The organism is Acidovorax sp. AC410, from assembly GCF_979253235.1.
Genome location: NZ_CEEDCG010000001.1, coordinates 6,835,658 through 6,861,428, shown reverse-complemented (window position 1 = coordinate 6,861,428; position 25,771 = coordinate 6,835,658). Strand labels below are relative to the sequence as shown.

The window sequence follows — 25,771 nt, the reverse complement described above, 5'->3', positions numbered from 1 at the left end:
CTCATGTCCGCTATTCTCAAGAACGACGCGCCCAACAAGTCCAAGATCACGGTGCGCGACCTGAACTTCTACTATGGCAAGTTCCATGCCTTGAAGGGCATCAACCTCGACATCCCCGAGAACAAGGTCACGGCCTTCATCGGCCCCTCGGGTTGCGGCAAGTCCACGCTGCTGCGCACCTTCAACCGCATGTTCGAGCTGTACCCCGAGCAGCGCGCCGAAGGCCAGATCGTGCTGGACGGCGAGAACCTGCTGACCAGCAAGCAGGACGTGGCCCTGGTGCGTGCCAAGGTCGGCATGGTGTTCCAGAAGCCCACCCCGTTCCCGATGTCGATCTACGACAACATCGCTTTCGGCGTGAAGCTGTTCGAGAGCCTGAGCGCCACCGACATGGACGACCGCGTGGAATGGGCGCTGCGCAAGGCCGCCCTGTGGAACGAAGTCAAGGACAAGCTCAACCAGACCGGCTCGGGCCTGTCCGGCGGCCAGCAGCAGCGTTTGTGCATCGCCCGCGGCATCGCCATCAAGCCCGAGGTGCTGCTGCTTGACGAACCTTGCTCGGCGCTGGACCCGATCTCGACCGCCAAGGTGGAAGAGCTGATCGCCGAGCTCAAGAACGAGTACACCGTGGTCATCGTGACCCACAACATGCAGCAGGCCGCGCGCTGCAGCGACTACACCGCCTACATGTACCTGGGCGACCTGGTCGAGTTCGGCGAGACGGAACAGATGTTCTTCAAGCCGCAGCGCAAGGAAACCGAAGACTACATTACCGGCCGTTTCGGCTAAGGAGACAGCAATGCCCGACAAGCACCTTTCGTCGCAGTTCGACTCCGAACTCAACAGCGTCTCCGCCCGCGTCATGGAAATGGGCGGCCTCGTGGAGTCGCAGATCCGCCAGGCGGTCTACGCCCTGTCGCAGTTCAGCATCGAAGCCGTGGAGCAGGTCGCCGCCATCGAAGTGCGCGTGAACGCCATGGAAGTGGAGATCGACCACGAGCTGTCCTCCATCATCGCCCGCCGCCAGCCCACCGCGCGTGACCTGCGCCTGCTGCTGGCGTTTTCCAAGGCCACGGCCAACCTCGAGCGCATGGGCGACGAGGCCAACAAGATGGCGCGCATGGTGCGCTCCATCATCGAAAGCGGCGCCGCGCGCTCGCTGCCATCGAGCGACCTGCGTGTGGCGGCCGAGCTGGCCTCGGGCCTGCTGCGCAAGGCGCTGGATGCCTTCGCCCGCCTGGACACCGCGATGGCCGTGTCCATCCTCAAGGAGGACGACCTGATCGACAAGGAGTTCGACGGCTTCGTGCGCAAGCTGGTCACCTACATGATGGAAGACCCCCGCACCATCTCGCCAAGCCTGGACCTTCTGTTCCTGGCCAAGGCCATCGAGCGCATCGGCGACCATTCGAAGAATGTGGCCGAACTCATCATTTACCTGGTCAAGGGCAAGGACGTGCGCCACACGGCCCTCGATGAGATCGAATCGGCCGTGCTGTAGGCCTGTGAACGCTGTATGAGAAAGTTACCCCGTGTTCTGATTGTCGAAGACGAACCTGCGATCGCCGAGCTGATCGCGGTCAACCTGCGGCACAACGGATTCCAGCCCTTCTGGGCCGAAGATGGCGATTCGGCCCAGCGCGAGCTCGATGCCGTGCTGCCCGACGTCATCCTGCTCGACTGGATGCTGCCCGGCCAGAGCGGCCTGTCGCTGGCGCGCAAGTGGCGCGCCGACGCGCGCACCAAGGCTATCCCGATCCTCATGCTCACCGCCCGCGGCGACGAGCCGGACAAGGTGGCGGGCCTGGACGCCGGTGCCGACGACTACATCACCAAGCCGTTTTCCACCCAGGAGCTGCTGGCGCGCATCCGTGCCGTGCTGCGCCGCCGTGCCCCTGAGCAGGTCAGCGACAGCGTGACCATCGGCGAGCTGGTGCTCGATGCCGGTACCTACCGCGTGGCCTTCCAGGGCCAGCAACTCAAGGTGGGCCCTACCGAGTTCAAGCTGCTGCACTACCTCATGAAGCATGCCGAACGCGTACACAGCCGTTCGCAACTGCTGGACAAGGTCTGGGGCGACCATGTCTTCATTGAGGAGCGTACAGTGGACGTGCATGTCAAGCGCCTGCGCGAAGCGCTGGGCGCCGCGTCGGTGATGGTGGAGACGGTGCGCGGCGCCGGCTACCGCCTGACGGCGCAATCGCAACCCCAGGTGCAGCAACTGCAGGCCTGATGGTTCACGGGGCGCCGCACGGCGCCCCTGGTTTTCTGAGAAGGCTTTGCAACCTGCATGCTCTGGCGATTCACGTATTTTCTGCTCTGGCAAATCGCTGGCGGCGGACTCGGTTGGTGGCAGGGTGGGCCCTGGGGTGCGGCCCTGGGAGCGGCGATCGCGGCCTGGGCATGGTTCGTGTGGGACCTGCTGCGCGGCGCGCGCGTGCTGCGCTGGCTGCGCACCGGCGAGCTGTCGCGCGCGCCGGTCATGCGCGGCATGTGGGGCGAGGCGGCCGACCGGTCGCGGCGCCTGCTGCGCCTGCAGGCCCAGGAGGTGCAAAGCAGCCAGAACCGCCTGCAGGAGATCCTGGCCGCGCTGCAGGCCACGCCCAACGGTGTGGTGCTGCTCGATGCAAAAGGCCACATCGAGTGGTGCAACCAGATGGCGGCCTCCCAGTTCGGCTTTGACGCGCAGCGCGACGTCATGCAGTCCATCGGCAATCTGGTGCGCGACCCCGAGTTCACCGCCTATTACACCGCCCAGGATTTCACACACGACGTGGTGCTGGAGGGACGCAACAGCACGCCTTCGCGCCCGGTGCGCATCTCCGTGCACCTGCACCCCTATGGTGATGGGCGCACGCTGCTGCTGTCGCGCGACGTGACCGCGCTGGAGCAGGCCGAGGCCATGCGCCGCGATTTCGTGGCCAACGTCTCGCACGAGATCCGCACACCGCTCACGGTGCTCATGGGTTTTGTCGAGACGCTGCAGACCCTGCCGCTGGCGCAGGACGAGCGGGCACGCTACCTGGGCATGATGTCCCAGCAGGCCGCACGCATGCAGAGCGTGGTGCAGGATTTGCTCACGCTGTCGCGCCTGGAGGGCAGCCCACCACCCGGCATGGCCGAGTGGATGCCGGTGCAGGGCCTGCTGCAGCGCTGCGAGGAGGAGAGCCGCGCCCTGTCGACCCTGCTCACGCAGACCCAGCAGCGCCACCATACGCTGCAGTTTCCCACCAAGGCGGAACTTCTGGCGCAGGGGGATATTGCCGGTGTGCCGGCCGAACTGCAGAGCGCGCTGTCCAACATCATCAACAACGCCGTGCGCTACACGCCTGCGGGCGGCACGATCACGGTGAACTGGGCGCGCAAGGACGATGGCTCGGCCACGTTCTCGGTCAAGGACACGGGCCCGGGCATCGCGCCCGAGCACATCCCGCGGCTGACCGAACGCTTCTACCGGGTGGACCGCAGCCGCTCGCGCGAGACCGGGGGCACGGGCCTGGGCCTGGCCATCGTCAAGCATGTGCTGCAGCGCCATGGCGCCACGCTCAGTATCCAGAGCACCCTGGGCAAGGGCTCGACCTTCTGCGTCACCTTTCCGGTCAACCGGCTGCGCCTGCCAGTGCCGCAGGCGCTGGCAGCCTGATCGCACGCCAGAGCATGGCTGCGAACAAGGTGGCCGTCACGGCCAGGGCGGCAGCGCTGGCGGCCCAGAAGGTGGCCGGCGTGGCCACTGCGCCCAAGGGCCCCAGGCCCTGGTAGGCCAGCAGATACCCGCCACCCAGGCCGGCGCCCCAGAGCAGGGTGCAGTACACCACCAGCGGCGCCACGGTGATGCGGTAGCAGCGCAGCACGAACACGCACAGGGTCTGCAGTGCGTCGGCCACGTGGTAGGCGGCCACCCAGGCCAGCAGCCCGCCCGTCACCGCCACCACCTGCGCGTTCGATGAGTACAGCGCACCCAGGTGGTTGCGTGCGAGGAACATCAGCGCCGCCAGGGCCAGGCCGATGGTGCCGGCCAGGCGCACTCCCAGCAGCGCCACCTGGCGCGCTTGCAGTGGCTCGCCCGCACCCAGCCAGTAGCTCACGCGCGCGCTGGTGGCAATGGCCAGGGACAGCGGCACCATGTACAGCACGGCCGCGAGGTTGGACGCTATCTGGTGCGCGGCCGAAGCCACCGTGCCCTGGCGCGCGATGAACAGCGCCATGAGCGTGAACGAGGTCACCTCCACCATCACCGCCAGACCGGCTGGCACGCCCAGGCGCGCAAAGCCCGCGATGGTGGGCCAGTGCGGGCGCTCCAGCCGCTTCCAGAGGGCCAGCGGCTCGTACAGCACCTGTGTGCGCAGCAGCCAGATCGCCAGCGCCAGCATGCTGCAGTTGACCACCAGCGTGGCCCAGGCGCAGCCCACGGCGCCCTGCGCGGGCAGGCCCGCGCCGCCGAAGGTGAACCAGATGGACAGCGGCACCTTGATGAACAGCGAGCCCACCTGCAGCCAGGTGACCAGTTGGGGGCGGCCCAGCGCCTGGTTGAGTGTGCTGTAGATGCGGAACAGCAGGGCCGGCGGCAAGGCGAGCGCCAGCACGGCCAGGTAGTTCTCGACCTCGCTGCGCAGTGCGTCGGGTACCTCGGTCCAGCGCAGCACAGCACCGGGCGAGAGCAGCACCGCCATGCCCAGGGCGCTGGCCACCGCGCACAGGTACAGCGACTGGCGCAGCGAGGCGCCGAGCTGCTGCCGGTGGCCTGCACCGCGCTGCTCGGCCCATACCGGCAGCAATGCGCTGAGCACGCCGATCAAGGCCACGTAGACGCTGATGAAGATGGCCGAGCCCACCGAGAGTGCCGCCAGCGAGGCCTCGCTGTAGCGGCCCGCGACGATGGTGTCGGCCACGCCGAAGGCCATCACCGCCAGTTGCCCGGCCAGCACCGTCACGGCGTGGCGGGAAATGGTCGACAGCTCGCTCATCAGTTTTTGGTTTCGGTTTCGATGCGGCGGAACACCACCAGGAAGTCGGTCTTGTCGGTGGGGCGCGCCACGGTGGCCACACGCTCCCATTGCAGGCCGTCCACCGCGGAGGCGGGCGCGGGCCAGGAGGCAATGTCCGAGACCAGCCACTCGCAGCCGCTCACCGACAGGCTGGCCGGGTGCAGCGTGAGGCCAGCGTGGTACTGCAGGGCGGCCACCTGGGCGCGGCTCAGGCCCACGGTCTGCACGCAGCCCGGGTCGTCACCCACGACGGCGCTGATGGCGCGCATCTGCGGTACGTAGCTGCGCGCAAAGTCCAGCAGCGGCAGCCACAGGCTCATGAGCAGCAGCCAGCTCAGGGCTGCGCCGCTGGCCGGCAGCACCAGGCTCTTCCAGATGGGCGCGCGGTTGCGCGAGGCGCGCCACCACACCAGCGCGCACCAGCCCACCGAGGCCGCCAGCGCCACCACCAGGGCCAGCAGCGAAAACGCGGGCACGAAGCCAGGCGCCAGCTTGGCCACGTTGGCCGCGGGCTTGGCGGGCACGCCGGTCTGCATGGCGATCCAGATGACCCAGATGGCCAGGGCCGAGACGCTGAAGAAGATCAGCGTGAACCAGTCGATCAGCGCCCCCATGCTGCGGCTGAGCGTGGGCAGGGCAAAGGCCGCCAGCGCCGCCAGCGCGGGCAGGCCCAGCAGCAGGGCACGGTCGGCCGGCTGGGTGGTGATGGTGGCGCCGATGGAGATGGCCGTGAACCACAGCGGCAGCAGCAGGTGGCGGTGCCACTGGCGGCTGGCGATCTGCTTGCGCCAGCGCCACAGCGTCCACAGTGCCAGGGGCCAGGCCGGCCAGCCGAACCAGACCAGCAGCCGCGCCAGGCTGGCCCATTCCTTGCCGCCACCCTCTGTGCTCACGATGCGCCAGCGCCACAGGTCGAGCTGCCAGGCCAGCGCTGCCGCAGCCACGATGACCAGCGCCGTGGCCACCGCCCAGGCCTTGCACTGGCGCTCGTCCTTGTCGGGCAGGCGCAGCGCCAGCAGCACGCCACTGGCGCCCAGCAGCACGGTGAGCGCAGGGGCGCCCGCCAGCGTGAGCCCGAAGGCGCCCACCAGCATGGCACCCAGCGCCTTGCTGGCGTGGTAGGGCAGCACGGCAAAGGCAAAGAACAGGAAGGAGGTGCAGCTCAGTTGCACCAGGTAGCTCGTCACCTCGTGCGAGAGCTGGGCCAGGCCCAGGCAGGCGATCAGCGCGAGCAGGGCGCCATCGGCAATGGCGCGTGCATAGTCGAGCGGGGTGGCTTCGCCGCCGAAGGCAAAGGCCACGGGCTGCGCACCCGGGCTGCGCGCCAAGTAGTACACGCCATACCAGGTGGCCATGAAGGTGAGTGCCAGCAGCGCGGCAAAGGGTATGCGCACGGCGATTTCGGGCGACAGCCAGGCGGGTGCCCACTGGATGGCCAGGGCCCCGATCCAATAGGGCAGCAGGCCCTCGGTTTCAGGCGCCATGCCGCCCAGCAGCGGGTTGAGCCAGCTGGTACGCCCCTGCGCCAGCTCCAGCATGTAGCCGTAGGCGGTGATGTCGGCGCTCTTCCACGGCGCGCGCCCCACGAAGCCGGGAATCACGTAGGCAATGCACAGCAGCATCAGGGCCCAGCGTGGCAGCGGCCGCACGGCATTCTGGGTAACGATGGCTGGGGTTGGTGGATTCACGCGTCGGGCAGTGGCGTTAGGGAGCCGCCAAGAATAAGGGATAAGCGCCTGGGTTCCGTCAGCAGGCGGTGGTGGTCCGGGTAAATCTGGTAACCCAGGTCACAGGGCATGGTGACCCGTCCTGAATAGCGTTGACACCTCAAACGGTTAAACAAGCCGGAGCAACCCGGCCAATGACGCCCGATGCACCGCATCGGGTGTTTGCATTTTCAGCGACAGATGAACCCTCTCGTGGTTGTATATCTCTATTGACTGCTGCACCATGCGCCTGGCTTGATGGATGTCTTGTGGCCGGCTCAACAGGAACTCCGTCTTCAGAATCCCGTTGACCCGCTCGGCCAACGCGTTCTGGTAGCAGTCGTAGCCGTCCGTCATCGAGCAGGTAAGTCCATGGCTGCGGTGAAGCTGCTGGTAGTAGGTCGAGCAGTACTGAATCCCCCTGTCCGAATGGTGTACCAGGCGCTGGCGGGTCTGGCGCTGCCTGAGCGCCATCTGCAACGCCTGCGCCACCTCCTCGGTCTGCAAGCTCTCGTGCACGTGCCAGCCCACGATCTTGCGGGAGTGGGCATCCGTCACCAGGCTCAGGTACACGAACCTGCCTGCGGTGGGCAGGTAGGTGATGTCGGCCACCCAGACTTGCTCACTGTGGGCAGCATGCACCTGCTGTGGCCCGACCTTGAGCAGATTGGGATGGCGCCTGAAGCGGTGGTGGCTGTGGGTGGTCTTGTGGTACGCACGTCCAGGAGGAACCAGCATCCTGGCGTTGCGCAACACGTCGAACATGGCGTCCCGGCCCAAGACAATGCCCTGCAGGCCCAATGGTTCACGCAGCATGTGATGCAGCTTTCGCGTGCCCACCCGAGGCTGGCGCATGCGCAGCTCCTTGACCTGTTGAACGACAACCTTGGCGTGCTCCACGCGCTGGGCATGTCGGCAGCGCCCTTGGTAATACGCTTGGCGACTCACGCCCATGTGCTGGCAAGCCCTGCTCACGCTCAGCCCTTGGATGAGGGCTTGGTCGAGGACTTGCCAGAAGGCTTTTTTACGATGCGCACCCCATAGTCCTTGCGCAGCACGTCGATCACGGCTTCGAACAACTGCGCCTTCTGCTGGGATTGCTGCAATTGCGCCTTCAGCGCTTTGATCTCTTGCTCGGGTGTGAGGGGGCTGGGGGCTTTGTCGATGGGCATTGCCGTCAATGATGCCGCACGCGGCCAGCCCAGTCTGCCGTGTTTGCGAAGCCACGCCAGCACCGTCGACTTGCCCTGGATGCCGTAATGCACCTGGGCTTGTTTGTAGGTGAACTGGCCTTTTTCTACCTGCTCGACAACTGCCAGCTTAAAGGCCATCGTGTAGTCGCGCTGCGTGCGCTTGGTCCTTGATTCCATGACACTTTTCCTTTTTGGGGAGGGAAGGTGTCAACGCAGGGCAGGACGGGTCATGGCCAAGAAAAAGGCAGCTCGGTTGCCCGGGCTGCCTTCTTGGCGTACGGCGTGCGAAGGATTACTTGGCAGCGGTAGCAGTGGTCTTGCCGAAACGGTTGCGGAACTTCTCCACGCGGCCGCCCATGTTGTCCACGGACTTTTGCGTGCCCGTGTAGAAGGGGTGCGATTCGCTGGAGGTATCGAGCTTGAACAGGGGCAGCTCACGGCCGTCGTCGGTCTTGCCCATTTCCTTGGTGTTCACGCACGAACGGGTCACGAACTTGAAACCGTTGGACAGGTCCACGAACAGAACTTCGCGGTAGTTGGGGTGAATGCCTTCTTTCATGATCAATCCTTGTCAAGTGCGGGAGCCGTGCTGGACCCGGAGCAACCTTTGCGCCGTGGAGCATCCAGCGTACTTTCCGCAGAAAAAGCCCTCCATTATAACCCGAGTGTCGAGATATCCAAACTCAGGTGGGCCGCGGGCCCGTGTAGGCGGCCCGCGGCCGTATCAATGCCCCGCTGCTGCGCTGCTCCAGCGCATGCGCGATCCAGCCCAGCGAGCGGCCCAGCGCAAACAGCCCGTAGGCGGCACCCTGCGGCAGGGCCAGGTGGCGGCGCACGGCCACCAGCGCGAAGTCGAGCGAAGGGTGCTGCCCCACCAGGGCCCGGGCTTCGCTGATCCCGGGGGCCCACGCGGGCCGCCGGGGCAGAATGCGCGCCAGCAGCAGGCGGGCGCGCACGTCGCCCTCGGGGTACAGGTGGTGGCCAAAGCCGGGCAGGGCCTCGCCGCGGGCCAGTCGCTGCTGCAGGCCTGCGGTGGGCAAGGATCCGCCCAGTTCGTCCCACAGTGCCTCCACCCGGGCCGTGGCCCCTCCGTGGCGCCCGCCGGTCAACGCCGCCAGCCCGCCCACCACGGCGGCGCGCAGGCTGGCGCCGGTGGAGGCCACGCAGCGCGCCGTGAAGCCCGACGCATTGAGCTCGTGGTCGGCGCAGAGCACCAGGGCCATGCGCACCAGGTCGGCGCCGTCCGCGTCGAGCTGCCAGGCGTTGGCGCACTGTTCGTGGATGGGGGCTGCGCTTGGCGCGGTGCCCAGCAGGCAGGCGGCCAGCAGCCGCACCAGGGCGCCGCAGCCCTCGGCCAGGCGCTCGGGCGCGGCCTGCCAGCGGGCGGTGGGCGCATCGTCGCTGGCGATGGTGAAGAGCGGCAGCAGGGCTTCCTCCGGCCGGCGGCCGGCCAGATGCGATTGGACCGTGGCCAGCACGGGGGAAGCCATCGGGGCTGTGCTGCCAAAGGCGGCGGATTCTGCGCACTGCCAGAGCCGGGCCGCCACGGCCTCCACAGCGTCCGATTCCGCCAGGTCCTCGATGTCGGCACCGCGCAGGTACAGCCGACCGTCCTCGATCAGCGTGATCGCCGATTCCAGCACGGGCAGCCCCCAACTCAGTGTGGCCTTGGCCACCTCGCGCGGCTTGCGGCCACGCTTGCGCTGGCCGGCCAGCATGTCCACGTCGGCCTGCGCATAGCGGCTCTCGCGTGGCGTAGGGCCAGAGTGGGCATGCAGCAGGCCGCGGCTCACGTAGGCATACAGCGTGGCGCGCGAGATGCCCAGGCGCTCGGCGGTTTCGGCGGCAGTGAGGTAGCTGGACATGGGCGGATCAAGGAAAAGTATGTTGAAAATATAAATCAATATTGACAATAAATGGCGCCAACCTATTCTGGGAAGCCTCTTTCCAGGAGGTTTTTCATGGTCGCCCACCCGATTTCCATTTCCACAGGCGCCCTGGCGTTGGCTGGCGAGGCATGGAGCGCGTTGAATGGTCCCGCATCGGCACTGGACCACCTGTCCGTTGCAGGCCGGGGTGATCTGCCCTCGGTGTTTCCGGTCACGGACCTGGCCACCGCCTCGGTCGGCGTGGCGGGATTGGCGGTGGCCGAACTCCTTGCGCAGGCGGGTGGCGCCTGGCCGGCCGTGCAGGTGGACCGGCGCCTCGCGTCCTTCTGGTTCGGCATGTCGCTGCGCCCGCAGGGCTGGGCCCTGCCGCCGGTGTGGGATGCCGTGGCCGGGGACTACCGCGCGGCCGATGGCTGGGTGCGGCTGCACACCAATGCGCCGCAGCACCGGGCCGCGGCCCTGGCGGTACTGGGGGTGGAGGCCGAGAGGGAGGCTGTCGCGCGCGCGGTGGCGAGCTGGAATGCCGACGCGCTGGAGGCCGCCGTGGTGGAGCGGGGCGGTTGCGCTGCCGCCATGCGCAGCGTGGCGGATTGGGATGCCCACCTGCAGGGCCGGACGGTGCAGGCGGAACCCCTGGTGCATTGGAATATTGAAAACCCGGTGGGCAGGCCCGACTGGCGCATCTATCCTGCACGGCCGCTGCGCGGTGTGCGGGTGCTCGACCTCACGCGCATCCTGGCTGGGCCCGTGGCCACGCGTTTCATGGCGGGCTTCGGGGCCGATGTGCTGCGCATCGACCCGCCCGGTTGGGAGGAGCCCGTCACCGTGCCCGAAGTAGTGCTGGGCAAGCGCTGTGCGCGGCTGGACCTGGGGGTGCCTGCCGATCGGTCCGTGTTCGAGGACCTGCTGCGCCAGGCCGATGTGCTGGTGCATGGGCTGCGGCCCGGCGCGCTGGAGCGGCTGGGGCTTGGTGGGCAAAGGCGGCGCGAACTCAACCCGGGCCTGGTGGACGTATCGCTCAGTGCCTATGGCTGGAGTGGCCCGTGGCAGGGCCGGCGCGGCTTCGACAGCCTGGTGCAGATGGGCACCGGCATCGCCGAGGCGGGCATGCGGCTCTCGGGCCAGGGCCGGCCTGTGCCGTTGCCCGTGCAGGCCATCGACCACGCCACGGGCTACCTGATGGCGGCGGCTGCCGTGCGCGGGCTGGTGCGCCGCAGGGCCACCGGCGCGGGCTGCACGGCGCGGCTGTCCCTGGTGCGCACGGCGCACTGGCTGGTGTCCGCCGAGAGGGGCCCTGTGGAGCCTCTGGCGCCCGAGCAGCTAGATGATTTGAATGGCGCGCTGGAGCCCACCTCCTGGGGCTCGGCACGGCGGGTGTTGCCACCACTGCAGGTGCAGGGCGCAGCCATGGGCTGGGACCGGCCGGCGCTGGCCCTGGGCTCAGCGCAGCCGCATTGGTAGACGGCCTTCACGCAACAACGCCCCGCAGGCCGTGGAGCCTGCGGGGCGTTGTGAAAGGTGACAGGGAGTGCCTAGCCGCCCCGGCGCATCATGTCGAAGAAGTCGACGTTGGTCTTCGTGGCCTTCATGTTCTTGATCATGAGTTCCATGGACTCGATCTCGTCCATGTTGTACATGAACTGGCGCAGGATGCGGGTCTTCTGCAGGATCTCGGGCACCAGGAGCAGCTCTTCGCGGCGCGTGCCGCTCTTGTTGAGCTCGATGGCGGGGAACACGCGCTTTTCATACAGGCGGCGGTTCAGGTGGATTTCGCAGTTGCCGGTGCCCTTGAATTCTTCAAAGATCACTTCGTCCATGCGGCTGCCGGTGTCGACCAGTGCCGTGGCGATGATGGTCAGCGAGCCACCTTCCTCGACCTTGCGCGCGGCGCCGAAGAAGCGCTTGGGGCGCTGCAGCGCGGCGGCGTCCACACCACCCGACAGCACCTTGCCGCTGGAGGGCACGACGTTGTTGTAGGCGCGGGCCAGGCGGGTGATGGAGTCGAGCAGGATCACCACGTCCTTCTTGAGTTCGACCAGGCGCTTGGCGCGCTCGATCACCATCTCGGCCACATGTACGTGGCGCGCAGCGGGCTCGTCGAAGGTGGAAGCGATGATTTCGCCCTTGACCGTGCGCTGCATTTCGGTCACTTCTTCAGGGCGCTCGTCCACCAGCAGCACCATCAGGTGTACGTCGGGGTTGTTGGCCGTGATGGCGTGGGCGATGTGCTGCATCATCACCGTCTTGCCGCTCTTGGGCGGGGCGACGATCAGTGCGCGCTGGCCGCGGCCGATGGGCGCGATGATGTCGATGATGCGGCCGGTGATGTTCTCTTCGCTCTTGACGTCGCGCTCCAGGCGCATCTGCTCCTTGGGGAACAGCGGCGTCAGGTTCTCGAACATCACCTTGTGCTTGTTCTGCTCGGGCGGGCCGTCGTTGACCTTGTCGAGCTTGGTCAGGGCAAAGTAGCGCTCGCCATCCTTCGGGGTGCGCACTTCGCCTTCGATCATGTCGCCCGTGTGCAGGTTGAAGCGGCGCACCTGGCTGGGGGAGATGTAGATGTCGTCCGTGCTCGCGGTGAAGCTCGTGTCCGGGCTGCGCAGGAAGCCGAAGCCGTCGGGCAGGATTTCCAGCACCCCGTCCGCAAACACCTGCTCTCCTGCCTTGGCGCGCTTCTTGATGATGGCAAACATCAGCTCCTGCTTGCGCATCCGGCCCGTGTTTTCGATTTCGAGTTCTTCGGCCTGCTTCAGGACTTCAGACACGTGCAGTGCCTTGAGTTCGTTTAAGTGCATGGAATGACTCCTTGGCGGAGTAGGTAGGTGTCTCGGGGGAGGTGGGCTGTTCGCCGGTGGTCTGCTGATGGCAGTCACGGCGTGCCTGGGGATCTCTCGAACCGGTTGCCAATGCGTGCAAGCCGGTGATCTGCTGGAATTATGACAGGAAAAAATCCGGGAAGGCCAGGCCGCTGCCCTCGGGCATGTGAAGAGATGCAAGCGGCGGTGAAATGCGAGGCGGTGGCACCCCGGCCCGGAGTGCCACCACCAGCAGTGGCGTTATGCCAATTGCTGGTCGACGAAAGCCGTCAACTGCTCCTTGCGCATGGAGCCGATCTTGGTGGCCGACAGCTGGCCGTCCTTGAAGAACATCAGCGTGGGAATGCCGCGGATGCCGAACTTGGCGGGCGTTTCGCGGTTCTCGTCGATGTTCAGCTTGGCGATCTGCAGCTTGCCTTCATAGGCCTTGGCCAGGTCGTCGAGGTGGGGGGCGATGTCCTTGCAGGGGCCGCACCATTCGGCCCAGTAGTCCACCAGCACGGGGGTGGTGGACTGCAGTACGTCGGCTTCAAAGCTGGCGTCGGTGAGGTGCTTGATGAGTTCGCTGGCCATGGCGTATTCCTTGTATCTGGGCGGTTGAGACCGGGGTACGTATAAAGTTGGGTCATTGTGACAGAAACCAATCCCACGTTCACCGGTGTGGCCGGGCCCTCCGATGCTATGACTGTCATAGCTAAAACCGATCAGGCCGCCCCTTGTTGGGCGCGGGTGCTGGACGCCGTGTCGCGGCATCTCGCCGCGTGCGGCGCGCATCCGGCCCGTACCGTGGTGCTGGTGCCCTATGCGCAGCTCATGCCCTGGGGCCAGCGCCTGTGGGCGCGCCGGCGGCCGGACAGCTTTGTTCCGCGCTTCGAGACCACGCGCAACTGGGCCCACCAGTTGGCGGCTTTCGTGCCCGAGGGCCGGGACCTGGCCGGCGACGTGGCGCGCGATACGCTCACCGCGCGCACGCTGCTGGACCAGGCGGGCCTGTCGGCCCAGCGTGACGTGCTGGCAACGCCGCTGCAGGAGGCCGCCGCCCAACTGGCCCTGGCCGTGGCGGCCGTGCCGCCTGCGCAGCGCGACGCCTGGGGCGTGCAGGCGCGCGGCCTGCTGCCGGTGGCGGACGAGGGCAGCGCCCTGCGCTTCGAGGCCGTGGTGGCGCGCATCGCGCTCGAATGGGCGCTGGCCTCGCGCTATGCCACCGATGTGCTGTTCGAGCCAGGTGTGCGGGCCGCCACCGATGCGCTGGTGGTGCTCGAAGGCTTCCAGGCCGAGCCACTGGCCGCCGCGCTGCAGGCCCAATGGGGCGAGCGGGCCCGGGTACTGCCGCTGTATGCCCCCGGCGAGGATGGCGGGTCGCAAGGACAGATCGCCCTGCATGCGGCCACCGACGCCGAGGACGAGGCGCAGCGCGCCGCCGCCTGCGTGCTGGCCCACCTGGCCGCAGGCCGCACGCCCGTGGTGCTGGCCGCTACCGACCGGGCACTGACCCGCCGTGTGCGCGCCCACCTGGGCAGCAGCGGCGTGGACGTGCGCGACGAAAGCGGCTGGACCCTGTCGACCACGCGCGCGGCCGCGCAGGTCATGGCCGGATTGAAGGCCTGCGCCTGGGATGCCGATGCCGACGCCGTGCTCGCCTGGCTCAAGCAGGTGCCCGCGTGGCCGGCCGCCACGCTCAACCCGCTGGAAAAGGCGCTGCGCCGGGCATCCCTCGCGCGCTGGGACGCCGTGGCCGCGCGCGACTGGAGCGCGCAACCGGCGCTGGCGGCCGGCGTGGCGCAGACCGAGGCCTGGCGTGCCGGACTGCGTGCGCCGCGCCCGCTTGTGCAATGGCTTGCGGCCTTGCGGGCGCTGCTGGAGGCCACGGGCCAGTGGGCCCTGCTTGAGGCCGACGAAGCGGGCGAGCGCGTGCTGGCCGTGCTGCGCCTGCCCGAGGGCCTGCAGGCCGAGCTCGAAGCCTGGGAGGGCGTGGGCCGGCGCATGGCCCTGGCCGAGTTCACGCGCTGGGCCGATGAGGTGCTGGAGGCCGCGCGCTTCGTGCCCCCGCCTCCGCCTGGTGCGCCGGTGGTGATCCTGCCGCTACCGCAACTGCTGGCGCGGACCTTTGCCGCGCTGGTGCTGCCGGGCTGCGACGAAAAGCGCCTGCAACCCGCGCCCGAGCCGCCCGGCGAATGGACGCAGGCCCAGCGCGAGGCCTGGGGCCTGCCCACCCGCGATTCGCTGGAGGCCGCGCAACGCCTGGCCTGGCGCAGTGCGCTGCAGACCCCCGTGGTGGACGTGCTGTGGCGCACGGGCGACGAGGGCGGAGAACCCCTGCTGGCCAGCGCCCTGGTGCTGGCGCTGCACCTCGACGGCACGGCGCATGCGGGCCAGGACCTGCGCCTTGTGCGCAGCGTGGCCAGCGCACCCACGGCCCGGCCGCTGCCCAGCGGCCAGGCACTGCCGGTGCACAGGCTCTCCTCCACCGCATATTCGGACCTGCGCCACTGCCCCTATCGCTTCTTTGCGCTGCGCCAACTGGGCCTGCAGGAGGCCGAGGAACTGGGCAGCGAGGTGGACAAGCGCGATTTCGGCAACTGGCTGCACGAGGTGCTGCAGCATTTCCACGAAGGGCTGCTGGAAGCCCCGCTCGATGCCGGGCCAGCGCGCATGCGCCGGCTCGAAGAATCGGCCCAGGCCGTCACGGCGCGCCAAGGCCTCACGGGGGGCGACTTTCTACCCTTTGCCGCGGGTTGGCCGCAGGTGCGCGACGGCTACCTGCGCTGGCTGGCGCAGCACGAGCAACAGGGTGCGGCCTTTCGCCAGGCCGAATTGCGCACCACGCAGCCCCTGGGCAGCATGGAGCTGGTGGGCACCATCGACCGCATCGATGCCGTGTCGGGCACCGGCGAAGTGACCCCCCTGGTGATCGACTACAAGACTGAAAGCGACTCCGTCACGCGCCAGCGCATCGGCGCCGGGGCAGAAGACACGCAGCTGGCCTTCTACGCCGCGCTGCTGAGCCATGACACCCTGCGCGCGGCCTACGTCAACGTGGGTGAACGGGGCGAGACGCAGATGCACGAGCAGGAGGAGGTGGTGGCCCTGCGCGACCTGCTGGTGGAGGGCATACAGCACGACTTTGAGCGCATCGCCGCGGGCGACCCCATGCCCGCGCTGGGCGAGGGCATGGTCTGCGAATACTGCGTTGCGCGCGGCCTGTGCCGCAAGGACTTCTGGGCATGACGAACGCTGCGTACGAGCACAACGGCCAGGGCGTGTCACGCGAGGCCTTCTACGCCATTGCCTGCGACCCGGCGCGCAGCGTGGCGGTCGAGGCCTGTGCCGGTGCGGGCAAGACCTGGATGCTGGTCTCGCGCATGCTGCGCGCGCTGCTCGACGGCGCCGCGCCGCACGAGATCCTGGCCATCACCTTCACCAAGAAGGCTGCGGGCGAAATGCGCCAGCGCCTGCAGGAATGGCTGGAGCAGTTTGCCGATGCACCGCTGGACCAGCTCACGGCGGAGCTCGTGGCGCGTGGCATCCACCCCGAGCGGGCGCTGGAGCAGCGCGAGGCCTTGCGCGGTCTGTACCGGCAGATCCTCGGCAGTGGCCGCCCGGTGCAGATCCGCACCTTCCACAGCTGGTTTGCCGCACTGCTGGGCACGGCGCCGCTGGCGCTGCTGCAGGCCCAGGGTCTGCCCGCCAACTTCGACCTGCTGGAGGACGATGCCGAGGCCGTGCGCGAGGTGTGGCAACCCTTCCTGCATGCGGTGGACGGCCACGCCGGCCTGCGCGCCGACTACGAGGCGGCCGTGTTCCGCCACGGCCGTTCGCAGACGCACAAGGCGCTCGCAGCGGCCCTGTCCAAGCGCGTGGAGTTCGACCTGGCCGACGAGGCCGGCGTGGTCGATGCTTCGGTGCCGCCGTTTTTCGACCACTGCCCCGAGCTGGCCGGACTGGGCAGCCCCGCCGAGGCACTGCGGGGTGAGCTCGTGCGCCGCCGCTGGCTCGACCGCGCCCAGGCCCTGGGCACCGAGTCTGCCAAGACGCCGCAGAAGGCGGCCGATGCCATCGTTGATGCTTTTGCCTGCGATGACCTGGACTTGCGCCTGGACCTGTTGCGCAAGGCCCTGTTCGTGGCCAAGGAAGACCGGCTGTCGAAGAACCTGGAAAAGTTCGCCGCCGCGCAGGAAGCCGAGCCCGAACTGCAGCGCCTGCTGGTGGCGCGCCGCCAGCACGACGCCTGGCAGCACCAGCAGCGCATGGCGCGGCTGGCGCGCTGCCTGATCACAGAGTTCGCCGCCGTCAAGAACGCGCACGGCTGGGTGGACATGAACGACGTGGAGCGCACGGCCCTGGTCATGCTGGCCGACCCGGTGCTCAGCGGCTGGGTGCAGGAACGGCTCGATGCGCGCGTGCGCCACCTGCTGGTCGATGAGTTCCAGGACACCAACCCATTGCAGTGGCAGGCCCTGCATGCCTGGCTGTCGGGCTACGCGGGCTCGGGCGGCGGTGCCACGGCGCCCAGCGTGTTCATCGTGGGCGATCCCAAGCAGAGCATCTACCGCTTTCGCCGGGCCGAGCCGCAGGTGTTCATCGCGGCGCAGACCTTCGTGCGCAACGGCCTCGGTGGCGACCTGCTCAGTTGCGACCACACGCGCCGCAACGCCACGGGCGTGATCGTGGCCGTCAACGATGCCTTGGGCACGGCGCAGGCGCAGGGGGAGACCAGCGGCTTTCGCGACCACACCACCGAATCGACCGACCCGGGCGAGCTGCTGCGCCTGCCGGCCATCGAGCCTCTGGAGGGCAGTGGCTCCGCCGGTGGCGCCTTGCTGGCCTGGCGCGACAGCCTGACCGAGCCGCGCCACGAAGCCGAGGAAACCCAGCGCATGCGCGAATGCGAGCAGGCCGCGCGCTGGGTGGCGGCGCAGATCGCAGGGGGTGTGCCGCCCAAGGAGGTGCTGGTGCTGGCGCGCAAGCGCGACCGCCTCGCCTCCATGCAGGATGCGCTGCGTGCTCTGCACCTGCCCTGCGTGCAGCCGGAAAAGGCCGATCTGTTCGATGCAGCCGAAGTGCAAGACATCGTGGCCTTGCTCGATGCGCTGGTTTCCACCGGGCACGACCTGTCGCTGGCGCGCGCGCTCAGGTCGCCGCTGTTCGGGCTGGGCGACGATGCGCTGGTGGCCCTGGCGCTGCTGCGCCGCCAGCCCGAGCATGCCACCCTGAGCTGGTTCGAACTGCTGCAGCGGCCCGAGCTGGTGCAGGCCACGCCAGCCGCCGCTGCCGGCCCCGTGCTCGCGCAGTACAAGGCCTGGGTGGACACCTTGCCCCCGCACGATGCGTTGCACGCCATTTATGCCCATGGCGACGTGCTGGCCCGCTTTGCGGCGGCGGCGCCGGCCACCCAGCGCGCAGCGGTGCAGGCCAACCTGCGCGCGTTGCTGGCCGCCGCGCTGCAGCACGATGGCGGGCGCTACCTCACGCCCTATGCCTTCGTGCGCGCCATGAAGAAGGGCGGCGTGCGTGCGCCCGGCCGGGTGGATGCGCAGGCCATCCGCCTGCTCACGGTGCACGGCGCCAAGGGGCTGGAGGCCGAGTGCGTGCTGCTGCTCGACACCGACACCCGACCCCAGAAAGCCGAGACCATGGGCGTGCTGGTGGACTGGCCTGGCGAGCAGCCGGTGCCCACGGGCTTCGTCTTCCTGGCCAGCGAGTCGAGCCCGCCGCCCAGCGCGGTGGATGCCCTGGCCGTGGAGCAGCAGGCGCGCCAGCGCGAGGAGCTCAACATGCTCTACGTGGCCATGACGCGGGCCAAGCACTGCCTGGCCCTGTCGTCCGTGCAGCCCGCGAATTCTGCCCCTGGCAGCTGGTGGAACCGCCTGGCCCTGCTGGTGCAGGAAGTGGAGGTGCCCGGCGACGATGGCGCCGCGGCCCTGGGGGCCGAAGCCGGCGCGGCAGAGGTCTTCGCCGTGGCCGGGTTGCCGGTGCTGCCTCCGGAGCTCGGCCAGGGCCGCAAGGGCGAGTTGGGTGCCGGCCTGGTCGAGGGGTTCGGGGGGGCGAACGGTGCCGACGGCCCGGCCGAGCGGCAGGCGCGCGAGTCCACCCCAGAATCCCGCCTGGGCGAGGCCATGCACCAACTGCTGGAGCAGGCCGGCGTTGCGGGCATGGCGCTGGCCGATCTGCGCACCCGTGGCTGGCCGCCCGCGCGCCTGGCCCGCCTGGCGCAGGACCACGAGATCACCACCGCCGCGGCCACGCGTGCGGCGCAGCTGGCCCAGCGCATCCTGGCGGGCGAGGGGGCCTGGGCCTGGGACCCGGCCGAAATGGACAGCGCCATGAACGAGGCGCCCCTGAACCACCAGGGCCAGAGCCTGCGGCTTGACCGGCTGGTACACCGGCCCGTTGCACGCCAGGGCGCAGGCCCTGCGCCGGGCTGGTGGGTGCTCGACTACAAAAGCGCTGCCCAGCCAGAGCGCCAGCCCGGCTTGATGGCCCAGCTGCAGCGCTACCGCGAGGCGGTGCGTGCGCTGATGCCCGGTGAGCCGGTGCATGCGGCCTTCCTGACCGGTGACGGGCGCATGGTCGTGGTGCCTGCGGATTCCGGTGCGGCGGGCGGGGATGGCGCCATGGGGCATACTCTCGCCCCCGCACCACCTCCACTGTCTGCTGCGGCCCCTGCGCCCGCCAAGCCCCGTCGGTCGCCGCCCGCCGTGGATGATTCCCCCCAGGGTTCGCTGTTCTGAGCCCGGCCGTTTTCCTGATTTTCGAAAGCCCCAGCACCATGAACGCAAGCACCTCCATCGCCCAGGACGCGGCCACCCCGGGCCTGGCCTGTGATGTCGCCATCGTGGGCGGCGGCCCGGCCGGCCTGATGGCGGCCGAGGTGCTCGCGCAGGCGGGCGTGGCCGTGCATGTGTTCGATGCCATGCCTTCGGTGGGCCGCAAGTTCCTGTTGGCCGGCAAGGGCGGACTCAACCTCACGCATTCCGAGCCGCACGAAACCTTCGCCACCCGCTTTGCCGGCCGCGAAAAGCAGGTCGAGCCGCTGATCACCGCCTTCGGCGGCCCCGCCGTGCGCGACTGGGCCCAGGGACTGGGTGTGGAGACCTTCGTGGGCACCTCGGGCCGCGTGTTCCCGGCCGACATGAAGGCTGCGCCGCTGCTGCGTGCCTGGCTGCAGCGCCTGCGCAGCCAGGGCGTGCAGTTCCACATGCGCCACCGCTGGCTGGGCTGGGCCGATGCAGGGCAGGGCGGCGCGCTGCGCTTTGCCACGGCTGCGGGTGAGGTGGTCGCGAGCGCCCGCGCCACGCTGCTGGCACTGGGCGGTGGCAGCTGGGCCCGCCTGGGCTCCGACGGTGCCTGGGTGCCGTTGCTGGAGGCGCGCGGCGTGGCCGTGGCGCCGCTGCGCCCGGCCAACTGCGGCTTCGATGTGGTGCGTGCCGATGCGCCTGTGGGTGAGACGCGGCGTGATTTTTTCCGCGAACTGATTGGCCGCACGCCTGCGCCCGCCGTGGGCTGGACGCCGCATTTCACCGAGCGTTTCGGTGGCCAGCCGTTCAAGACCGTGGCCATCAGCTTCACCGACAGCGAAGGGCGCAGCTTCAATCGCCGCGGCGAGTTCGTCGCCACGGCCACGGGCGTGGAGGGCAGTCTGGTCTACGCTGTCTCGCAGCTGCTGCGCGACGAGATCGAGGCCCATGGCCACGCCACCTTCCACCTCGACCTGCTGCCCGACCACACGCCCGAGCGCGTGCTGGTCGAGGTGCGCCACCCACGCGGTTCGCGCTCGCTGTCCAGCCACTTGAAGAGCCGCCTGGGCCTGGACGGCATCAAGGCCGGCATCCTCTACGAGCACCTTGGCAAGGACGGCATGGCCGACCCCGTGGCCCTGGCCCATGCCATCAAGGCCCTGCCCGTGACGGTGGTGGCTGCACGGCCACTGGATGAAGCCATCAGCACGGCCGGCGGTGTGCGCTTCGAGGCGCTGGATGCCCAGCTCATGGCAACCGCCGCACCAGGTGTGTTCTGCGCGGGCGAGATGCTCGACTGGGAGGCCCCGACGGGCGGCTACCTGCTCACCGCGAGCATGGCCAGCGGCAGGGTGGCAGGGGAGGGCGCGTTGCGCTGGCTGGGGCGGGCCAGCTAGGAGGCTGTCGGACTTGGAAATCGTCGGCTGCAAATCGGCCGCAGCGGTCCATTTTTCACCGTCTTTTTGCCCCATAGCCTGGCTATGGGGCTGCAAATCCGGCAAAAACTGTCCTCGCTGGGCCCGATTTTCGCTTTCGACGCTCCAAGTCCGACAGCCTCCTAGAACCTGGACCGGTAGTACAGCATCGGTCCGCCCTTGCGGGCCCGCAGCACCAGGCGCGAGCCGCTTTGCAGCTGCACGCCGACGGCGCCGAACTCCGGTTTCAGTCCGCCGGTCTTGGCGGTCGCCCATTGCACCTCCAGGCGCGTGCCGTACGAGGGCTGCTGCGCCTGCCGGATCATGCCCAGGGCGTCCGGGGTCTGCGCTCCCTGCGGTGTGCGGGCCCAGGCAGAGATGTCGAGCTGGCGCCCGCTTTCCAGCCGGGACCTCCAGCGCACGCCCAGGTCCAGGCTGGCGGGGGCTGCGGCCTCTGCGGCCAGCGGCACGGCGCCCGCGGCAGGCGCGCTCAGACCCAGGGACAGGCCGAAGCGGGTGGGCGAGTCCGGCGTGAGCCAGCGCGTGATATCCAGGTGCTGGTTGCTGAGGGCGTTGCCGCCTGATCCGCCCCCCGTGGCGGGGCTGCGCACGGTGTTGTCACCCATATCCGGCAGCACTGCGCTGTTGACCTCGTAAGCCAAGGACGAGCGTGCGGATTCTTCGTGCAAATGGGCCATCGCCTCCTCCCCGAAATACGGGGCGTCCGCGGCTACTGCCAGGCCCGGTACGAACAGCACCATACCCAGGGCGCAGACGGGGCGGCTCCATGGCGGGGCCACAGGGCCTGTTCCCGTGGCAGGGCCATGGAAAAGCGCTGTAGTGCGGTGGCGGGCTTTGGACACTTGCACGGTCATGGCGGTGGACATGGCAGCACCCGAAAAGGCGGATAAGCGATGTCACAAAGTGTGCGCCTGTGCCACGCTGCCGGAAAGTGCCTACCGCCGCAAAACTGTGTCGGACAGCACCGACACGGGCAGAAAAACAGCGGGAATGGGGGTGGGGGAAAGGATGGTGCAATGCGCGCATGCGGCGCCTGCACATTCAAGGGCTGCGCACCTGCGCGGCAGCAAGAAAGAAGTTGACGAGCCTTACCCCCGGCACTGACTCTACAGTTAGGGCTGCTTGGTTCCCCACCTGACCCGGTTGGCCGCTTTGCCATGCGGGGAGGCCCGTCGCTGGCTATTGTAGCGGGTGTGCGCCAGCCCATCGGCTTCGAAGGCCAGTTTGTCCTTGCTCGGCGTGGATTTTTTGCAGGGCCTGTACGGGCGGGGGAGCTGGGGGACGTCCTGGCGGGCGTTGGTAGGCCATCTCTATCGATTCGTTGTTGCCATTGGTATAGTGCGTCGCCGGCGTCGCTGCGCGATGCACGGAGCACAACATTCACTACCAACGAGGGAGAGAGAAATCATGGGTATTCGACGCTATGGCGTGATGGTATTGCTGGCCTCTGCGGCTGTTTTCCTGACCGGCTGCGCCACCAATCGCAGCGAGTTGAAGGTAGCGGGGCCCGCAGCCCCTGCCACGGCGCCCGCGGTGACCAAGGCACGCGCCGTGGTGATCCAGTCCGTGACGGACCAGCGGGTGTTCGAGGCCGCGCCGCGCACGCCCGACATTCCTTCGCTGGGTTTTGGCGGCGCTGCCGCCGCCACCGACGCCGTCAAGGCCCGCGCTGTGGCCCGCAAGCGCAACACCTACGGCAAGGCCCTGGGCGATGTGCTGGTGCAAGACGGCCAGACGGTGACCGGCCTGGTGCGCGAGAACCTGGCCAGTGCCTTCCAGCAACTGGGCTACCGCGTGGCCAAGGATGTGGCCAGTGCAGGCCCCGATCCCCTGCTGGTGGATGTGCGCATCCGCAAGCTCTGGTCGTGGGTGAACATGGGCTTCTGGGCCATCACGATGAATGCCGACGTCGAGACCAGCATCCATATCGCGGGCAGCGAGACCGCGGCCACGAGCATCAGCGTGCATGCCGAAGAGTCCCAGGGCGCCGCGACCGATGGGGCCTGGTTGTCGATCGTGCAGAAGGGGCTGAGCACCTACCGCGAAGAAGCGGTGAGGAAACTCGGCGCGCCTTCATTTCCGTAAGGTCCCGCGGACCCTCCAAGCCCTGGCTGGCAGGAGGAGGGGGCTGCCTGCATCCCTTTTTCGGGCCTGCCAGGCCCCGGTGATTACGGCACCACGCGGCCAGACTGTGCAGCCACCCGGCGCTGCCAGGCAATGAAGGCCGGGGCCCCCAGGAGCTCCAGCACCGTGAAGCCGATGAACGGCGCGGGCGGCAGGCCCAGCCAGGCCATCGACAGCACCCGGCCCACGCCGCCCAGGAACACGGCACCCCAGAGCACCGCGAACAAACGCCCCTCGCGCTCGATCTGCGGCACCAGTGACAGCATGGCGAGCCCGAGCGCGAGCCAGACACCCCCGAAAAAGCGCAGATTGCCATCGAGCAGGGCCTCGCGCGGCAGGCCGCTGGCGTGGTACAGCGGATCATCGATCCCCATCATCGTCAGCACGCCGGTGGCCACCGGGATGAGCGCCATTGCGGCAGTGGCGGCTTGGAGCAGGCGTCGGGTCATGGGTTGATCTTTACAGCGTCAAGATGAATCGATTGTCTGGGCCAATCTTGACTGTGTCAAGATTGCCGCCATGAACGATCCGCAAGCTTTCCGCACGCCCTATCACCATGGCGATCTGCGCGCCGCCCTGGTGGCCGCTGCCGAGGCCTTGCTGGCCTTGGGCAGCACGCTCAGCCTGCGCTCGGTGGCCAAGGCGGCGGGCGTATCGCATGCAGCGCCGTACCACCACTTCGCCAACCTGGACGCGCTGCTGGCCGCCGTGGCTGCGCGGGGCTTTGACGATCTGGCGGCGGCCATGCGGGGGGCGCAGCGGGGCGGCGACACTGAGGCCACCCTGGTGGGGCACTGCACGGCCTATGTGGCGTTCGCGCTGGCGCGCCCCGCCGTGTTCCGGCTCATGTTCAGCCCCCTGTTGCAGAAAAAGGCCGACCACCCGGCGCTGCAGGTGGCCGCGGACGGATCGTTCCTGGTGCTGTTGCACGCGGCCAGGGAGCATGTGTCCGAGGGCGCTGATGAACTCGCCCTGGCGGGGTGGAGCCTGGCCCACGGCCTGGCCAGTCTGGCGATCGACGGGGCCCTGTCCACCGCGCCCATGGCCGTGCCTTCGGCGCACGAACTGGCGTCCCTGCTGGCGGCGCGGCTGCTCCCGCCCAGGGGCTGATGCGGCGGCAGGGCGCCTGCTACGCCAGCTTGAAGACGCTGACCAACTGTTCGAGCTTGGCGGCCTGCACGTTCAGCGATTCGGCGGCCGAGGCCGCTTCCTCCACCAGGGCGGCGTTCTGCTGCGTGACCTGGTCCATGTTGGAGATGGCCACGTTCACCTGGTCGATGCCCGAGGACTGCTCCTGGCTTGCAGCGGCGATCTCGCTGATGATCTGCGTGACCTGCTGCACGCTCTTCACCACCTCGGTCATGGTGCTGCCGGCCTCGTCCACCAGGCGCGTGCTTTCACCCACCTTGTTGACCGAGGCGTCGATCAGCTGTTTGATCTCCTTGGCCGCTTCGGCACTGCGCTGGGCCAGGCCGCGCACCTCGCTGGCCACCACCGCAAAGCCGCGGCCCTGCTCGCCGGCACGCGCCGCCTCCACGGCGGCATTGAGCGCGAGGATGTTGGTCTGGAAGGCAATGCCATCGATCACGCCGATGATGTCCACGATCTTCTTGGACGAGGTGTTCACCTCGCCCATGGTGCTGACCACCTGGTTCACCACGGCGCCGCCGCGCACGGCCACCTGCGATGCGGTGTTTGCCAACTGGCTGGCATGGCGTGCGTTGTCGGCGTTCTGGCGCACGGTGCTGGTCAGCTCCTCCATGGAAGCGGCTGTCTGCTGCAAGGAGCTTGCCTGCTGCTCGGTGCGCGCCGAGAGGTCGTTATTGCCTGCCGCAATTTCGGTCGATGCGGTGGCGATGGACTGCGTGCCCGAGCGCACCTCGCTCACGATGTTGGCGATGCTGGTGCGCATGTCCTGCATGCCGTGCAGCAGGCTGGAGTTGTCCCCGGGCTTCAAGGCGATGTCCATCGACAGGTCCCCCTGCGCCATCTGCTCGGTGATGCGGGCCGCATAGTCGGGCTCGCCGCCCAACTGGCGCAGGATGCCGCGCGAGATCAGCATGCCCACACCCAGCAGCAAGGCGGCCAGCACCACCGCGCCCAGGCCGAACTTGATGATGCGCTCATTGACGGTCGAATTCACCGTGTCCACATACACCCCCGAGCCCACCACCCAGCCCCAGGGCGCAAAGCCCTTGACGTAGGAGGCCTTGAGCACCGGGTCGGTATTGCCCGGCTTGGGCCACAGGTAGAGCACGAATCCGGCTTCGCGGGCCTTGACCACGTTCACGAACTCCACGAACAGGCGCATGCCCGTGGGGTCCTTGTTGTCCGACAGGTCCTTGCCATCGAGCTCGGGGCGGATCGGGTGCATCACCATCACGGGCTGCATGTCGTTGATCCAGAAATACTCATTGCCGCTGTAGCGCATGGCGCGCAGGCTGTCCTTGGCCATCTGCTGGGCCTGGGCTTCGGGCATCTTGCCGGCCTTGGCCTGCGCGTGGAAATGGACGATGAGGCTGTGCGCCGACTCGACGTTCTGGCGCACGCTGCTCTTGCGCTCCTCCATGATGAGGCTGCGCTCCGAGCCGAGCAGGATGGCGGTGATGACCGCGATGCCGGCGAGCGCGCAGGCAATCAGAAGGCCCATGCGCCTGGCGATGCCCATGGGTCGCCGCTGGGAGGTATCCACCATATACAGCCACCTTCCGTCGTGCGTTGGCGGCAGGCGCGCGCAGGCCACCCACCTCTGACCCTGGCCAAAAACTTTCGACCAGACCATCGGTCCATGCTAGGCAGGGTGTTGCAGGATGTACAGAGGAACTGCCCGCAGTGTTTTCCCGGGTTGCCAGCGGCGGGTTTTGGGAGGTGAAAGCGGGTGCAAG

General features: G+C 68.3%; 20 protein-coding genes and 1 other RNA gene. 10 read left to right on the top strand and 11 right to left on the bottom strand.

Annotated elements, in window-relative coordinates; all coding sequences use genetic code 11:
- Window positions 1-3: 3 nt before the first annotated feature.
- The 4 genes from pstB to phoR are packed head-to-tail and all read left to right on the top strand — an operon-like array spanning window position 4 to window position 3,643.
- The gene (pstB, locus tag AC0IZS_RS31880) at window positions 4-789 is read left to right on the top strand and encodes a phosphate ABC transporter ATP-binding protein PstB (RefSeq protein WP_471639320.1); all 786 of its coding nucleotides are present in this window, start codon (window positions 4-6) and stop codon (window positions 787-789) included.
- A gap of 10 nt (window positions 790-799) precedes the next feature.
- Window positions 800-1,501: a phosphate signaling complex protein PhoU gene (phoU, locus tag AC0IZS_RS31875; RefSeq protein ID WP_007847672.1), complete on the top strand. Its 702-nt coding sequence runs from the start codon at window positions 800-802 to the stop codon at window positions 1,499-1,501.
- 15 nt (window positions 1,502-1,516) lie between these two features.
- Window positions 1,517-2,233, top strand: coding sequence for a phosphate regulon transcriptional regulator PhoB (gene phoB, locus AC0IZS_RS31870; RefSeq protein ID WP_145698020.1), 717 nt, complete (start codon window positions 1,517-1,519; stop codon window positions 2,231-2,233).
- A gap of 57 nt (window positions 2,234-2,290) precedes the next feature.
- On the top strand, window positions 2,291-3,643 hold the full coding sequence (phoR, locus tag AC0IZS_RS31865; protein WP_471639319.1) for a phosphate regulon sensor histidine kinase PhoR: 1,353 nt from the start codon (window positions 2,291-2,293) through the stop codon (window positions 3,641-3,643).
- Here phoR and AC0IZS_RS31860 read toward each other — a convergent pair.
- The 5 genes from AC0IZS_RS31860 to AC0IZS_RS31840 form a co-directional block, all read right to left on the bottom strand.
- The gene (locus tag AC0IZS_RS31860) at window positions 3,600-4,964 is read right to left on the bottom strand and encodes an MATE family efflux transporter (protein ID WP_471639318.1); all 1,365 of its coding nucleotides are present in this window, start codon (window positions 4,962-4,964) and stop codon (window positions 3,600-3,602) included. The two genes, phoR and AC0IZS_RS31860, sit on opposite strands and share 44 nt — an antisense overlap.
- Window positions 4,964-6,673, bottom strand: coding sequence for a hypothetical protein (locus AC0IZS_RS31855; protein WP_471639317.1), 1,710 nt, complete (start codon window positions 6,671-6,673; stop codon window positions 4,964-4,966). Before AC0IZS_RS31855 ends, AC0IZS_RS31860 begins: the two co-directional genes overlap by 1 nt.
- A 147-nt stretch (window positions 6,674-6,820) precedes the next feature.
- Window positions 6,821-8,061, bottom strand: a protein-coding gene (locus tag AC0IZS_RS31850) for an IS3 family transposase (protein WP_471636968.1) whose coding sequence is annotated in 2 segments (ribosomal slippage) — window positions 6,821-7,704 and window positions 7,704-8,061 — 1,242 coding nt in all. Because the reading frame shifts where the segments join, the coding sequence is not laid out codon by codon here.
- A 115-nt stretch (window positions 8,062-8,176) separates the two neighbouring features.
- Window positions 8,177-8,443, bottom strand: coding sequence for a type B 50S ribosomal protein L31 (locus tag AC0IZS_RS31845; protein WP_007847661.1), 267 nt, complete (start codon window positions 8,441-8,443; stop codon window positions 8,177-8,179).
- Between the two features lie 124 nt (window positions 8,444-8,567).
- Window positions 8,568-9,749, bottom strand: coding sequence for a citrate/2-methylcitrate synthase (locus tag AC0IZS_RS31840; RefSeq protein ID WP_471639316.1), 1,182 nt, complete (start codon window positions 9,747-9,749; stop codon window positions 8,568-8,570).
- Window positions 9,750-9,845: 96 nt separating this feature from the next.
- Here AC0IZS_RS31840 and AC0IZS_RS31835 point away from each other — a divergent pair, with 96 nt between their 5' ends.
- Window positions 9,846-11,234 (top strand): CoA transferase, encoded by a 1,389-nt coding sequence (locus AC0IZS_RS31835; protein WP_471639315.1) that lies wholly within the window; start codon window positions 9,846-9,848, stop codon window positions 11,232-11,234.
- A gap of 71 nt (window positions 11,235-11,305) precedes the next feature.
- On the opposite strand, the gene rho is transcribed toward AC0IZS_RS31835, so the two are convergent.
- A complete protein-coding gene (gene rho, locus AC0IZS_RS31830; RefSeq protein WP_007847642.1) occupies window positions 11,306-12,568 on the bottom strand; it encodes a transcription termination factor Rho in 1,263 nt (420 codons plus the stop codon).
- Window positions 12,569-12,829: 261 nt separating this feature from the next.
- Complete coding sequence (gene trxA / locus AC0IZS_RS31825) at window positions 12,830-13,162, bottom strand: thioredoxin TrxA (protein ID WP_057205675.1); 333 nt, start codon at window positions 13,160-13,162, stop codon at window positions 12,830-12,832.
- 108 nt (window positions 13,163-13,270) lie between these two features.
- Here trxA and AC0IZS_RS31820 point away from each other — a divergent pair, with 108 nt between their 5' ends.
- The 3 genes from AC0IZS_RS31820 to AC0IZS_RS31810 are packed head-to-tail and all read left to right on the top strand — an operon-like array spanning window position 13,271 to window position 20,723.
- Complete coding sequence (locus AC0IZS_RS31820; protein WP_471639314.1) at window positions 13,271-15,817, top strand: PD-(D/E)XK nuclease family protein; 2,547 nt, start codon at window positions 13,271-13,273, stop codon at window positions 15,815-15,817.
- Window positions 15,814-19,320 (top strand): UvrD-helicase domain-containing protein, encoded by a 3,507-nt coding sequence (locus AC0IZS_RS31815; RefSeq protein WP_471639313.1) that lies wholly within the window; start codon window positions 15,814-15,816, stop codon window positions 19,318-19,320. The genes AC0IZS_RS31820 and AC0IZS_RS31815 overlap by 4 nt, the downstream gene beginning before the upstream one ends.
- 38 nt (window positions 19,321-19,358) lie before the next feature.
- Entirely contained in the window at window positions 19,359-20,723 is a 1,365-nt protein-coding gene (locus tag AC0IZS_RS31810; protein ID WP_471639312.1) for a TIGR03862 family flavoprotein, read from the top strand.
- Window positions 20,724-20,884: 161 nt separating this feature from the next.
- Here AC0IZS_RS31810 and AC0IZS_RS31805 read toward each other — a convergent pair whose 3' ends face one another.
- Complete coding sequence (locus tag AC0IZS_RS31805; protein WP_471639311.1) at window positions 20,885-21,439, bottom strand: hypothetical protein; 555 nt, start codon at window positions 21,437-21,439, stop codon at window positions 20,885-20,887.
- A gap of 400 nt (window positions 21,440-21,839) precedes the next feature.
- An RNA gene (ffs, locus tag AC0IZS_RS31800) (signal recognition particle sRNA small type) lies at window positions 21,840-21,936 on the bottom strand.
- A 233-nt stretch (window positions 21,937-22,169) separates the two neighbouring features.
- On the opposite strand from ffs, the gene AC0IZS_RS31795 reads away from it, so the two are divergent.
- Window positions 22,170-22,847 carry a hypothetical protein gene (locus tag AC0IZS_RS31795; protein ID WP_471639310.1) on the top strand — a complete coding sequence of 226 codons (678 nt, stop codon included), beginning with the start codon at window positions 22,170-22,172 and terminating at the stop codon, window positions 22,845-22,847.
- An 83-nt stretch (window positions 22,848-22,930) separates the two neighbouring features.
- On the opposite strand, the gene AC0IZS_RS31790 is transcribed toward AC0IZS_RS31795, so the two are convergent.
- Window positions 22,931-23,335, bottom strand: a complete 405-nt coding sequence (locus tag AC0IZS_RS31790; RefSeq protein WP_471639309.1) for a DUF4345 domain-containing protein — start codon at window positions 23,333-23,335, stop codon at window positions 22,931-22,933.
- Between the two features lie 70 nt (window positions 23,336-23,405).
- On the opposite strand from AC0IZS_RS31790, the gene AC0IZS_RS31785 reads away from it, so the two are divergent.
- Window positions 23,406-23,996 (top strand): TetR-like C-terminal domain-containing protein, encoded by a 591-nt coding sequence (locus AC0IZS_RS31785; RefSeq protein ID WP_471639308.1) that lies wholly within the window; start codon window positions 23,406-23,408, stop codon window positions 23,994-23,996.
- 19 nt (window positions 23,997-24,015) lie between these two features.
- Here the strand turns inward: AC0IZS_RS31785 and AC0IZS_RS31780 are convergent, their stop codons facing one another.
- Window positions 24,016-25,581 carry a methyl-accepting chemotaxis protein gene (locus AC0IZS_RS31780; protein ID WP_471639307.1) on the bottom strand — a complete coding sequence of 522 codons (1,566 nt, stop codon included), beginning with the start codon at window positions 25,579-25,581 and terminating at the stop codon, window positions 24,016-24,018.
- Window positions 25,582-25,771 lie beyond the last annotated feature (190 nt).